Consider the following 12,563-nt stretch of genomic DNA (forward strand, 5'->3'; position numbering starts at 1 on the left):
ATGTCCGATTTTAACGATTTATTTGTTAATCAAGAATGGCGGTTTTGGGATCAGTCTATGAGTGGGCGATCGAAATCTGCATTGGAATCTTTTGCAGCAGACGATATGTTGTGTGAACTCGTGGGTAAAGGTTTGTCGTTGCCAACGATTCGTACATGGGTTCACGAAAACACAGTGGTCTTGGGTATCCAAGATCACCGACTCCCATATGTCGCTGCTGGTCGAGATGTCATACAGGAACATGGATTTCAATCGATCGTTCGAAACTCTGGTGGACTGGCGGTCGTTTTAGATAGTGGTGTTTTAAATATCTCCATTATTGTATCTGAACAAAATTCTGCAATTGATATTAATGCGGGATACGATATCATGGTTGAATTCGTTCGCTACCTATTTCCTCAAATTGCGGACCGAATAGAAGCCTATGAAATCGTTGGCTCATATTGTCCTGGTTCATATGATTTGAGTGTTGAAGGAAAGAAATTTGCAGGAATATCACAAAGACGCCTGCGTCATGGTATTGCGGTTCAAATTTATCTATGTATTGAAGGTAGCGGAACAGAGCGAGCTGTCATAATCCGAGACTTTTATGAAGCAGGATTGCAAGGCGCACAAACGAAATTCATGTACCCAGTCATAGTGCCAGAAGTGATGGCTTCTATTAGCGAAATACTAGGGGAAAGTGTGACGGTTCAAGACACCGTGATCCACGCCCAACGATTAATGAATCACATGATGCACAATGTGCATATGCAATCGCTCCAACCTAGTGAAACGGATTTATATATGTATTACTTAACTCGAGTGGTTGAACGCAATCAAAAAATGCTGACAAAAGTTGAGTGAGACATTCGCTTTCTTCTTGTTTTTGGAAAGTAATTGGGTGAAGCCGAATAAATGCTCGATCAATTAAGTTAGTGTCCAGTAAAGAACCACCAATCAATTGATTGGTGGTTCTTTTGCGACTAAATTGCCGTTACGTTCCATTTGGAATACAGGTGACACATTATCGGCGTCATCATTTAATGTCACCAAACGTCGAGCACGGTTCATGATATGAACGAACTGTTCGTAATCTTCGCGAATAGTTGAATTCTCGCTTTCTAATCGAGCGACATCTCGTTCAAGTTGCTTAATTTTTTCTTGAGAGTGAGATAGTAATGCGCGCCAGCGATGAGACTCTCCTTCGCCAGTTCCGCTTTGTTGTAAGCGTAATAAGTAAGCAATGACCACATCTAAAGATAGAGAAGAAAGCGGGATTTGTATGCGTTCTTGTGGTTGTTCTTCACTTCCTACGAGAAACAGAGATTGACCTCTGCGGCGGTATTCTTTACCAAGGACACGCAATTTTTGTTTGCGATCTTTTTTCGCTTCTCTTAAATCTTTCTCGTATTCTCTTCTTACAACTGCGTTCCAACGAAATCCGCAAGCCGCGGCTGTACGATTCAAAGTGTCCCCAGCCTCTTCGAATGCATTGAGTTGAGTACTTCCTTCGCGAACGTGTCGTAGCACGGTTTCTGCTAGCAATTCGTCATTTTCATCTAACCAAGCATCTTGTCTTATTTTTACCATACATATCCCTCCTGATTTGTTAATAGTTTTAATGTTCTACTACTAGCTTGTACAAGATTGACAGGTTTTATTCACTGAAAGAATTAGATGTGCTTGAATCAAAGAAGAAATATACGGTACAATGACGGAAAGACTTCTTATCCAAAAAAGAAAGGGTTGTAGACAAATGGCAAACGAATTCCGAGTTTGCGATGATTGTCAGGCCGTAAATTTAAAAACATTAATTCCTAAGTTAAAAGAAATAGATCCAGACGCATCAATTGATATTGCGTGTCATTCTTACTGCGGTCCAGGCCGTAAAAAAACATTCGTGTTTGTAAACAACCGACCCGTTGCTGCGCTAACTGAAGATGAATTAATGGGTAAAGTACGGGCCAAGCTAAAGTGACAATTTCGCAACAAGCTGCTTCAACTATTTTATGTAAATTCTCATACTTTTGCCGCCTTTCGTGAAGGTGGTTTTTTCTTTATACTAATAGGAATCTATATAAAACTTTTTCTTCGATTTAATTGTCATACTGTCTTGCTTCAAGCGTCAGTCCTAAGCTACAGTGGCGCTTTCCGATTGGATATACAGAATATGGGTCATAAGGGCGTCGACTCAGGAAGCTGCGCCTTTAGCCTTCGAACATTATTGCTGAAATGGGGTGTTCACGTGAGTTACGCAACACAAAAGTTAGCTGAAGAAAAAGTATTCAAAGACCCAGTTCACCGTTACATTCATGTGCGTGATCAAGTCATTTGGGATTTAATTGGAGCCCGTGAATTTCAGCGATTACGTCGAATTAAACAACTCGGCACGACTTATCTCGTTTTCCATGGTGCTGAACATAGCCGCTTCAACCATTCTCTTGGTGTTTATGAAGTAGTGAGACGCATTATTGATGATATTTTTAAAGGTCGACCGGAGTGGGACGAGTCAGAGCGACTGGTCGTTCTCTGTGCAGCTCTTCTTCATGATCTCGGCCATGGCCCATTTTCTCATTCGTTTGAACATGTTTTCGATCTTGATCATGAGAAATTCACTCAAGCTATTTTGCTAGGAGACACAGAAGTTAATGCGATTTTATTGCGCGTGTCACCTGAGTTTCCGCAACATGTGTCGGACGTTATTGCCAAGACGTATTCCAATAAACTAGCGGTGAGCTTAATTTCTAGCCAAATCGATGCAGACCGTATGGATTATTTACAGCGTGATGCGTACTACACAGGTGTGAGTTACGGCCATTTTGATATGGAACGTATTTTGCGTGTCATGCGTCCACGAGAAGATCAAGTGGTCATTAAACAAAGCGGTATGCATGCCGTAGAAGACTACATCATGAGTCGCTATCAAATGTATTGGCAAGTATATTTCCACCCCGTATCAAGAAGTGCAGAGGTGATTTTGACGAAGGCTCTTCATCGTGCCAAAGAATTAAGTTCAAATGGTTATAAGTTTGCCTATGAACCGCGCCATTTTAAAACGTTTTTTGATCAAACATTTTCATTAGCCGATTACATCGCTCTGGATGAAGGTATTGTCATGACGTATTTTCAAGAGTGGGTGCATGAGGAAGATGAAATTCTCTCAGATCTTTGTGACCGTTTTATCAATCGTCGGTTATTTCAATACATCGAATTTGATCCAGCAAAAGACTATCGGAAATTGGCGGAACTCGAGCAACTGTTTAAAAAAGCTGGTATTAATCCTGCCTATTATTTAGTGTTCGATTCGTCATCCGATTTACCATATGATTTTTATCGACCTGGTGAAGAAGGCGAACGTGTGCCTATTCATTTATTAATGCCAAATGATGAACTAAGTGAGTTGTCGAGGTCGTCTGATATTGTCGAGGCCATTTCAGGTAAACGAAGAACGGACCATAAATTGTATTTCCCAGAAGATTTATTAACACAGGATACAAAGAAAAAAGCTGTAAAAAAACAAATTTTGCAGTTATTACTCGGAGAAGCTTAAAGTTGGAGGTGGGCTGAATTGTTACATGAACACGCGAAAATCGTGCAGTTTATTACACTTGCAGGTGAAGTAGCAGGTCGTAAAAAGCTGCAAAAAATGGTCTACATTGCAAAGAAAATGAACTTTCCATTCCAAGAAAAATACCAATTCCACATGTTCGGGCCTTATTCAGAAGAACTCACTTTACGTGTAGAAGAATTGTGTAATATGGATTTTGTATCTGAAAAAATGGAAGACAAGGGTTCATATGTTCAATACACATATGCATGTACCGAAGAGGGACGTCAATTTTTATCAACAATGACAAGTCATCATAAAAATTTGGATCAATGCATCGAGCGTTTGAATGTCAAAAGTTCTCGCTTTCTTGAAATGGTGTCAACATTGTTATACTTCGACCAACTACCACGTGTAGCACAAATTGAAAAGCTGCATGTCGTGAAAGGTAAATTGAATTTTTCAGAGAAGGAAATAGAAGAAGCCTTTGCTTTTATTGATGAACTTCAAACAGTTATAGCATGTTAAAAAAGGACGGCTCATAAAAAAGAGTCGTCCTAGTTTATTATGTTGATCTAGCTCCAAGCGCGAAGCTGTACCTAAGCTTCAGGACCTCATGCGAAAGCAAGCTTTCGAATCGGACCTTTCAGCGGCTCCTAACTTTACTTATCGCTAAATAATTTTCCTGCTACTGCGTAGTTGTTTTTTGGCATATCTTCAATGAAGACAACTACGTTTTCAACAGGTGCGTTTGTTGTTTCAGCAACTGCTGCAGTCACTTTTTCAACGAGTGCACGCTTTTGCTCATCTGTGCGACCTTCTAACATTTTGACGGTTACGTATGGCATTGGAAGTTCCTCCTTTACACAAAATTTTGTATATTGGTTATAATAACAGAACGGGGGTTGATTACGTATGGCAAATGAAGAAAAACCAAAACAAAAACTTGGATTTACTATAATAAAAAACGACCCAACTGATGGGCACGGTGGATACGGAATAGGCTCTTTAACACTCGAGCATGTATCACCCGTCATCATTGACGTCGAAGAAAATATTGCAAAGGTTGAAATCGGCGCTATGCACGCACGCAGTGATACGGAGCGTGGTATCAAATTCACGAGGAATCGTGAAGATTCAGAAGGTGGCAAGTTATTTTGGCTTGTCTGGGTAACCATTGATCATAAAGCGAGTGGTCCATACTATGCTGGTGTTACAGGTTGTGAAATGATCATCAACCGTGAAAAACGACGGGGCTTTAAACTTTTGGCTGACCATGTCAACCGAATGGATAAATCAATGAAACGACATATTATCGTCGAACATATGGATGATGAATCTAAAGTGATTTTAAGAAACTTTTTGCAAACACATAACGCTGAAATGTGGGCTCGAAGTGACGAAAAACTGCACAACGCATTGATTGTATAATATTGTAAAACAGTTGTACAAATTGTGACATTTGCATCAGTGACTTCTCTAAGGTTGAATCTCTCTATCAAAGCAAGTAAACTATAAAATATAGCTTGCAAAAGGTAAGCTAGGACAATTGGAAACGTGCCTGTACATGAGCGCCATGCGACATTTGTGTCAAACCCAAGCCAAATGCCGCATGTTTCTCATGTCAGCACTAACCAAGAAAAAAGCTTTCTGTTCCATCGGACATTAAATGCCGAGGAAGAGAAAGCTTTTTTATTTTGGAACTAATGGGAACCTTATCGCAATTAAGGGTGGGGTGAATAACACCCAATATTCCAGGTTCGAAATTTAACCGTTTATTGCCTACTGTAATGGCTTATCTAGAGGTTTCTTCAAATCCGATATCAACCACTTTTTCTGTTTTTGTAGTGTATTCAATTGTTACAAAAACCCCGAATTCCTTGTCTCCATCTTTTAACCATAACTTAAACTTTTGAATGGTTGAATCTCCTTTAGACTCGCTTCCTACATACAGGTAGTCAATAATATTCGCATTAGGATATTTTGCTTTTGTCTCCGTCATAACAAGCTTTCCCCATTTAGCGTGGGATGGAATTTCTTGTTGTGCTTGAGCAATAGTTGAGAACTGTGTGAGCGCTGAATTAAATGTAATAAAAATTAATATGGTTCCAAGTGCAATAAATGCTTTTCGCATAAGTAATCTCATCTCCTGTTCTATAGGATGAGTAACTTGCTTAAAATCATTCCATATTGAGTGGTTTTTTTTATGGAAAATGCCTATGGACTATTACTATTCAGATGCTCGCTGATTCACGTTCCCAGAGTATAATGTGAAACGATTTACGGATTTTGTTTGATGATAATTTCCCTTTAATATAGAAGAAAATACCCCCACAAAATAGAGCGAAGTGAGGGAGAGATCTGTAAGAATATGGGTGAAAGGGAATAAACCCCGATTGAAGGGGAATAAACCTACTTTGAAGGGGAATAAACCCATGTTGAAAGGGAATAAACCCCATGTGAAGGGGAATAAACCCCATATGAAAGGGAATATCCGCAATCCGCAATCGGAAACATGCATACCACATCAATTCCTAAAGAAAGAGAACGGGAACATGGACCATGGATCGTCGCTTTCCATTTCAATCACTTCATTTTCGTTTCCTTCGATGTCATCAACTAATTGTTTTTGCAGTTTTGGATCCGTACATAATCGCTTCGGTATATCTTCTCGTTTTACGTACATTAATCGCTGCTTCGTACATTCAGATACGGCTAATCCACCAGTTTCGATGTCTACAATGATTCCATTCACACCTTTTGTAGGTAGGAATGGTTCAGCAGAGATGCCTTGGTGGGCTTTCTCCATAAAATCAATCCAAATATTTTTGGTCGCCTGTTTGTCTACTGGCAGTTGCAATTCTCTGCCTTCATCATAGCCATTCCAGACACCCGTAGTTAATGTCGGCGTATAGCCAATTAATACTTGATCAGAATTCGTGGTCCCTGATTTTGCTGCATATGGACGCGTTTGTTTGCCTCGAATGGAAAGGCCTGTTGCAGGTGCATAATCATTGAAAACGGGATCAAACATGCCTGTCATTAAGTGAGTCAAAATGAACGCATCATCTTTAGACATGACGCGGTCATCATCTTGACGTTCTTTTGGATCAGCTTCAAATACTACTTCACCTTGACTATCCGTAATTGATAACACGGTTTGAATTTTCCGATCCAATCCGCCGCCTGCAATTTTATTAAAAGCACCGGTCAAATCTTTTAATGTGACTTCTGACGTTCCAAGCGCCATGGATGGAGAATCTTGAACGGAAGTTTTCACACCTAATCTTTCCAAGACCGAACGGAAAGGTTTGTAGCCAACTTTTTCAAGTGTTTTCACAGCATAAATATTATCTGAAATCGCTAGTGCTTGAGCTAATGAAATCGGGTGATTCGCAAACTCGCCATTCACATTATTAGGTTCGTATTTAGAACGTCCATCGTCATACGTGAAAATGGTGCGTTCACTTTCTAAGAATGTTAATGGAGAGAATCCTTCTTCAAGAGCCGCCGCATATAATAAAGGCTTAATGGTGGATCCTGGTTGGCGTTTCGCTTGAGTCACTCGGTTGAACGGACTATCTGAGTAAGACCGTCCACCTACTAAAGCCGTCACGTAACCTGTATCTGGTTCCATGCTAATAAAGCCAACTTCAAGGCTGTTATCTGGCATCCAGTCGGCAATGATTTCTTCCGCGACTTGTTGGTGCTGAGTGACCAATGTGGTTTCAATTGTCCAGCCGCCTTCTGCAATCGCGCGACCTTTTGATTTCAAAATACGTTCGGCTTCATTCCAAGCTTCGTCTAAAAAATAAGGTGCTACACTTTTTGTGGCTTTCCATTCTTCATTTTTTAAGACGATTTCCTCGTCGCGTGCACGTTTGACTGCTTCAGTTGTCACCATGTTTTGAGATTCCATTAAGCCTAGAACAACATTTTGTCGGTCGTATGCATTTTCTTCATTCATCAAAGGCGAATAGATGCTCGGCCCTTTTGGAATGGAAATAAGTAAAGCCGATTGAGCGAGCGTTAACTCTTTACTCGGCTTACCATAATAAAACCGACTTGCAGCTTCTACTCCGTACATACCATGACCAAAGTACACTGTATTTAAATAACCTTCCAATAACTCATCTTTTTCATAAAATACTTCCATGCGATATGCATACAACGCTTCTTTCGCTTTGCGTGTCCATGTTTTGTCGTGAGTTAAATATAAATTTCGTGCATACTGCTGGGTAATGGTGCTTGCACCTTCTACTTTTCGCATCGCTTTCACATCTTTTAGCAAGGCAGACGCAATCCGGGTGTAATCAAATCCGTGATGTTCATAAAATTCTTGATCCTCTACAGCCAAAATGGCATCACTAATAAATGGTGACATATCCTCTAACTCAACCCAGTATCGGCGCTGTTCCGCAAAACGGTCTCCGATGGAATGACTGTTACGATCTAAAAAAACGGTCGCTTTCGAAACGGCGAGAGAAGGGGGACCAAGAACTTGTGCATAAATTCGCAACGCTAAAAGAACAGTGCATATTGCACTTACTGAAACAAGGAGGTACCAAATAACGGATCGAATTTTTTGACGTTTTCGTTTTTGAAGTTGCAAATCAACTCGTCCCAATTTGACATCACTCCATTCATTAATAGTTTTAGTAGTATGGTAACTTCGCGCCTAGATTAAACGCTGATATCGCATAAAATAGTTTATATTATGCGATTATTTTGTTGAATTTACGCGTATAAAAAAGCACTGATAGGAAACATAAATACAAATGTAAATAGAAAACAGTTGCACTTTTACAAAAAACCTCTATACTTTCTCTGTATTTGTTTTTCGGCAGACCGCGTTCATTTTCGCTACATGCCGGGAACGGATCCACTAACCTCGTAAGTAAAGGAGAATGCATTATGGCTGGATTTTGGTTTACAGAAAAACAAACCGAGAATTTTGGCATTACGATGAAGGTGAACCGTACCTTGCATACGGAGCAAACGGATTTCCAATTGCTCGAAATGGCGGAAACGGCTGAATGGGGCAATATGTTATTCCTAGACGGCATGGTAATGACTTCGGAAAAAGACGAATTCGTTTATCATGAAATGGTGGCACACGTACCATTATTCACACATCCAAACCCTGAAAACGTCTTAGTAGTAGGCGGCGGAGACGGTGGCGTGATTCGAGAAATCATGAAACATCCACAAGTGAAGAAAGCAACACTTGTCGATATCGATGGCAAAGTAATCGAGTACTCTAAAAAATATTTACCAACAATCGCATCAGAATTAGAAAACCCACGTGTAGATGTACAAGTAGGCGACGGTTTTATGCACATTGCTAAAGCTGACAATGAATACGATGTCATCATGGTGGATTCAACTGAACCTGTAGGACCAGCTGTGAACTTGTTCTCAAAAGGTTTCTATGCAGGCATTTCAAAAGCATTAAAAGAAGATGGAATTTTTGTGGCACAGTCGGACAACCCTTGGTTTACACCAGATTTAATCAAGCAAGTTCAAAAAGACGTCAAAGAAATTTTCCCGATTACTCGTTTATATACGGCGAACATCCCAACGTACCCAAGTGGTCTGTGGTGTTTCACAGTAGGTTCAAAAAAATACGATCCGCTTGAAGTGGAAGATTCACGTTTCCATGAAATCGACACGAAATACTACACGAAAGAATTGCATAAAGCTGCATTCGTGTTGCCGAAGTTCGTAAAAGATTTAACGGGGGAATAATACATGAAGAGATTTGATGAAGCTTATTCAGGAAATGTCTTTATTAAAAGTCATCCAAATTACGATGAGTCTCAAGCTGTCATTTATGGCATGCCGATGGACTGGACAGTTAGTTACCGCCCAGGTTCACGTTTTGGCCCTCAGCGCATTCGTGAAGCGTCAATTGGTTTGGAAGAATACAGTCCTTATCTAGACCGTGATCTTGAAGAGGTAAAATACTTTGATGTAGGGGATATTCCATTGCCATTCGGTAACCCGCAGAAAAGTATAGACTACATCGAAGGTTTCGTTCGCCAACTTTTGCAAGATGGAAAAATCCCAGTAGGTATGGGAGGCGAACATTTAGTATCGTGGCCTGTGATGAAAGCTGTAGCCGAAAAACATCCGGATTTAGCGATTATTCACATGGACGCCCATACTGATTTACGTGTGTCGTACGAAGGGGAAGCACTTTCTCATTCCACACCGATCCGTAAAATTGCAGAACATATCGGGCCGAAAAATGTTTATTCATTCGGCATTCGTTCAGGTATGAAAGAAGAGTTCGAGTGGGCAAAAGAAAACGGCATGCACATCTCAAAATTTGAAGTGCTTGAGCCGTTGAAAGAAATTTTACCTACACTTGCAGGTCGTCCCGTTTATGTGACGATTGATATTGATGTACTTGACCCTGCACATGCACCAGGTACTGGAACAGTAGACTGCGGCGGCATTACATCACGTGAGTTGTTAGCTTCTATCCATGCAATTGCAGGATCTGACGTTAACGTTGTGGGCTTCGACTTAGTTGAAGTAGCCCCAATCTACGACCCATCTGAGCAAACGGTTAACACGGCAAGCAAATTAATTCGTGAAATGCTTCTTGGCTGGTTGAAATAAGAAAAAGGGGCTGTCCTAAAAGTCATTTTAAATGACTTTTAAGGGCAGCCCTCTTTTTTTATAATTTTAGGTCCATACATCCAGTGGTTATTTCTTCTTGAGTCAGACTGAGCGGTTGCTCAGTCTGACTTTTTGGGGTTGACGTCTGAAAAAAAGAAGATGACGTCTGAAAAACCAGGCTTCACGTCTGAAAAATCCCCATCGACGTCTGAAAACGTCAGTTCTTCCATCCAAAGTGTCCCCTCACAACCACAGAAGAGGCTGTGGAGCAAAGCGAGCAGCCCCATTTGGCATTTATTTTTACATATAGTAGCTGAGCGATTGCTCAGTTGTAAAAATCGAGCTTCACGTAGGAAAAAAGAGTGATGACGTAGGAAAAAACGTCCGTCACGTAGGAAAAATCGCCATCGACGTAGGAATCCCTCCATATTTGAGTCATTTCTCTTCACAGAAAAGGCTGAAGCAAAGCGATCAGCCCCATTATAGGTTTCTCCTTACTGTGATTGGCGAATAATTTGATACCATCAGACTGAGCTGTTGCTCAGTCTGACTTTTTGGGGTTGACGTCTGAAAAAAAGTCGATGACGTCTGAAAAAGGAGGCTTCACGTCTGAAAAATCGCCATCGACGTCTGAAAACGTCATTTCTTCCATCCAAAGTGTTCCCTCACAACCACAGAAAAAGCTGTGGAGCAAAGCGAGCAGCCCTATTTGGCATTTATTTTTACATATAATAGCTGAGCGATGGCTCAGTTGTAAAAATCGAGGTTCACGTAGGGAAAAAGAGTGATGACGTAGGAAAAAACGTCCGTCACGTAGGAAAAATCGCCATCGACGTAGGAATCTCTCCATATTTGTGCGTGTTGATGAGATCCACAAATTGAGAGGCGATTGTGTCTACGTCACTCTTTGTTCCCTATATTATAGTGCAGCAGAGAATGCGTCCGAAGCGCACTGAAAATTTCTTTGCGTCAACAGGAATTCTTCAATTAGATTTCGTTAACGAGCCCCGAGGGGTTTTTTTATTAATAATAACACTGTTAAACTACTCTGCAGATTTCCGTTTCAACGCCCTTTCATGTTTCGAAAAAAGTAGTAGGCATCCGCGTACATCTTCGCTTTCGAAGGGAAGACATAGAAAAAGCGTGATGCTCTCAATTAGAGAAGCATTACGCTTTTATATTTGTATAATGGATAACCCGATTACGACCAATCGCTTTCGCTTCATACATAGCTGTATCTGCAGCACTATAAAGTTCTTGTATCGTCATTCCGTTATCAGGGTAGGAACTGACACCAACTGAGACGGTGATGGTCACTTGTTGATTATTTGACACTGGGAAAGGGCTTCGTGCAATGCTTGAGCGAATGCGTTCACCTAAATCGAGCCCCATAGCTGGAGGGGAGTTGGGCACTAACACGACAAATTGTTCGCCACCATTTCGAGTGACGTATCCTTCGCATGAAGAAACTAGAATTTTTAATCGAGTTCCAAGCTCCTTCAGAATTTCATCACCAATCGGATGTCCATAAAGATCGTTAACTTTCTTAAAGTGATCAATGTCTATTGAAATCATGCTGAAAGGTTTCGTGGAATCCGTTATGTATGAATGGGTAAGTTGCTCAAACTTACGGTTATTATAAAGACCAGTTAAATAATCAGTTTCCGCCAACAATTCTGTATGACGAATTTTCTTAAAATGGTCGTTTAACTCGATTAAAATAAACAACACAGTAAAGAATGAAAAGGCTGAGAATAAAATAAAATACACGATGTGCAAATAATTAGTAGTTGAATGATAAATTAAGATGGCAATGAGGGCTGCCGTTTGAGTGGTTGCATAATAAAAATAACGTGGAGCATTCTTGAATGTCATCGGATATTTAAAACTAAATACGCCTATAACAATTCCCAAAACAATAACGTTTATGCCTCCTAAAAGTCCTGTCGTCGTGACAGTATCAGTCATAAATATACGGGCTAACCCAATAATTAATCCACTAATAATAGGGGCTATAGGTCCACCGGCAATTCCTGAAATAATAATCACAACATGTCTGGAATCAACCATAATTGTATCCGATAATTTAACAGACGATTCCATTAAGATAAAGCCTGCTAAACCGGACATGATTCCGATAATATACGGATGAACTTTCGGAAATGGGAAATTAGAGCGTACAGTATCTTGAAAAGGCCAGTACGAAAGAATAGCAAAAGTAAATAAGATACAAAAATTTAATAGCAAATCGAAAAGCATGACTTTCGCCTCCCCACACAAATTCTAGCGTCAGTATATCATACCTAAAAATACAAAAGCAGAAAAATTTTACAGTTAAATTGATATGTCGAGCAATAATAAAACGATATTTGAAATGAAGGGGTCAAATGCCTTATAATAAAAAGGT

12 protein-coding genes are annotated in these 12,563 nt (G+C 40.3%); 7 read left to right on the forward strand and 5 right to left on the reverse strand.

Annotation, left to right across the window (positions count from 1 at the left end):
- Complete coding sequence (locus ACFPYN_RS17030) at nucleotides 1–846, forward strand: lipoate--protein ligase family protein (RefSeq protein WP_377735799.1); 846 nt, start codon at nucleotides 1–3, stop codon at nucleotides 844–846.
- A 93-nt stretch (nucleotides 847–939) separates the two neighbouring features.
- Here ACFPYN_RS17030 and ACFPYN_RS17035 read toward each other — a convergent pair whose 3' ends face one another.
- On the reverse strand, nucleotides 940–1,572 hold the full coding sequence (locus ACFPYN_RS17035; protein WP_377735800.1) for an RsfA family transcriptional regulator: 633 nt from the start codon (nucleotides 1,570–1,572) through the stop codon (nucleotides 940–942).
- 166 nt (nucleotides 1,573–1,738) lie between these two features.
- Here ACFPYN_RS17035 and ACFPYN_RS17040 point away from each other — a divergent pair, with 166 nt between their 5' ends.
- From ACFPYN_RS17040 to ACFPYN_RS17050, 3 genes are all read left to right on the forward strand, one after another.
- Complete coding sequence (locus ACFPYN_RS17040) at nucleotides 1,739–1,960, forward strand: DUF1450 domain-containing protein (RefSeq protein WP_024535615.1); 222 nt, start codon at nucleotides 1,739–1,741, stop codon at nucleotides 1,958–1,960.
- A gap of 267 nt (nucleotides 1,961–2,227) precedes the next feature.
- Complete coding sequence (locus ACFPYN_RS17045) at nucleotides 2,228–3,532, forward strand: HD domain-containing protein (protein WP_377735802.1); 1,305 nt, start codon at nucleotides 2,228–2,230, stop codon at nucleotides 3,530–3,532.
- Between the two features lie 18 nt (nucleotides 3,533–3,550).
- Complete coding sequence (locus ACFPYN_RS17050) at nucleotides 3,551–4,057, forward strand: YwgA family protein (protein ID WP_377735804.1); 507 nt, start codon at nucleotides 3,551–3,553, stop codon at nucleotides 4,055–4,057.
- A gap of 134 nt (nucleotides 4,058–4,191) precedes the next feature.
- On the opposite strand, the gene ACFPYN_RS17055 is transcribed toward ACFPYN_RS17050, so the two are convergent.
- The gene (locus ACFPYN_RS17055; RefSeq protein WP_377735805.1) at nucleotides 4,192–4,377 is read right to left on the reverse strand and encodes a 2-hydroxymuconate tautomerase; all 186 of its coding nucleotides are present in this window, start codon (nucleotides 4,375–4,377) and stop codon (nucleotides 4,192–4,194) included.
- 67 nt (nucleotides 4,378–4,444) lie between these two features.
- On the opposite strand from ACFPYN_RS17055, the gene ACFPYN_RS17060 reads away from it, so the two are divergent.
- Entirely contained in the window at nucleotides 4,445–4,960 is a 516-nt protein-coding gene (locus ACFPYN_RS17060; protein ID WP_377735806.1) for a YwhD family protein, read from the forward strand.
- 364 nt (nucleotides 4,961–5,324) lie between these two features.
- On the opposite strand, the gene ACFPYN_RS17065 is transcribed toward ACFPYN_RS17060, so the two are convergent.
- Nucleotides 5,325–5,663 carry a DUF3889 domain-containing protein gene (locus ACFPYN_RS17065; protein WP_377735807.1) on the reverse strand — a complete coding sequence of 113 codons (339 nt, stop codon included), beginning with the start codon at nucleotides 5,661–5,663 and terminating at the stop codon, nucleotides 5,325–5,327.
- A gap of 393 nt (nucleotides 5,664–6,056) precedes the next feature.
- Complete coding sequence (locus tag ACFPYN_RS17070) at nucleotides 6,057–8,156, reverse strand: transglycosylase domain-containing protein (protein ID WP_377735808.1); 2,100 nt, start codon at nucleotides 8,154–8,156, stop codon at nucleotides 6,057–6,059.
- 287 nt (nucleotides 8,157–8,443) lie between these two features.
- Between ACFPYN_RS17070 and speE the strand changes: the two genes are divergently transcribed.
- Together speE and speB are read left to right on the forward strand one after the other, a co-directional pair.
- On the forward strand, nucleotides 8,444–9,277 hold the full coding sequence (gene speE, locus ACFPYN_RS17075) for a spermidine synthase (protein WP_377735810.1): 834 nt from the start codon (nucleotides 8,444–8,446) through the stop codon (nucleotides 9,275–9,277).
- A 3-nt stretch (nucleotides 9,278–9,280) separates the two neighbouring features.
- The gene (gene speB, locus ACFPYN_RS17080) at nucleotides 9,281–10,156 is read left to right on the forward strand and encodes an agmatinase (protein WP_377735811.1); all 876 of its coding nucleotides are present in this window, start codon (nucleotides 9,281–9,283) and stop codon (nucleotides 10,154–10,156) included.
- 1,167 nt (nucleotides 10,157–11,323) lie between these two features.
- Here speB and ACFPYN_RS17085 read toward each other — a convergent pair.
- Nucleotides 11,324–12,415: a GGDEF domain-containing protein gene (locus tag ACFPYN_RS17085; RefSeq protein ID WP_377735812.1), complete on the reverse strand. Its 1,092-nt coding sequence runs from the start codon at nucleotides 12,413–12,415 to the stop codon at nucleotides 11,324–11,326.
- Between the last annotated feature and the right edge of the window lie 148 nt (nucleotides 12,416–12,563).

This window comes from Paenisporosarcina macmurdoensis (assembly GCF_042658845.1).
Lineage (GTDB): Bacteria > Bacillota > Bacilli > Bacillales_A > Planococcaceae > Paenisporosarcina > Paenisporosarcina macmurdoensis.

What these genes read in the sequence shown, in the direction of transcription:
- ACFPYN_RS17030 (WP_377735799.1), top strand. Translation starts at nt 1, where the DNA reads ATGTCCGATTTTAACGATTTATTTGTTAATCAAGAATGGCGGTTTTGG.
- ACFPYN_RS17035 (WP_377735800.1), bottom strand. Translation starts at nt 1,572, where the DNA reads ATGGTAAAAATAAGACAAGATGCTTGGTTAGATGAAAATGACGAATTG.
- ACFPYN_RS17040 (WP_024535615.1), top strand. Translation starts at nt 1,739, where the DNA reads ATGGCAAACGAATTCCGAGTTTGCGATGATTGTCAGGCCGTAAATTTA.
- ACFPYN_RS17055 (WP_377735805.1), bottom strand. Translation starts at nt 4,377, where the DNA reads ATGCCATACGTAACCGTCAAAATGTTAGAAGGTCGCACAGATGAGCAA.
- ACFPYN_RS17060 (WP_377735806.1), top strand. Translation starts at nt 4,445, where the DNA reads ATGGCAAATGAAGAAAAACCAAAACAAAAACTTGGATTTACTATAATA.
- ACFPYN_RS17065 (WP_377735807.1), bottom strand. Translation starts at nt 5,663, where the DNA reads ATGCGAAAAGCATTTATTGCACTTGGAACCATATTAATTTTTATTACA.
- speE (WP_377735810.1), top strand. Translation starts at nt 8,444, where the DNA reads ATGGCTGGATTTTGGTTTACAGAAAAACAAACCGAGAATTTTGGCATT.
- speB (WP_377735811.1), top strand. Translation starts at nt 9,281, where the DNA reads ATGAAGAGATTTGATGAAGCTTATTCAGGAAATGTCTTTATTAAAAGT.
- ACFPYN_RS17085 (WP_377735812.1), bottom strand. Translation starts at nt 12,415, where the DNA reads ATGCTTTTCGATTTGCTATTAAATTTTTGTATCTTATTTACTTTTGCT.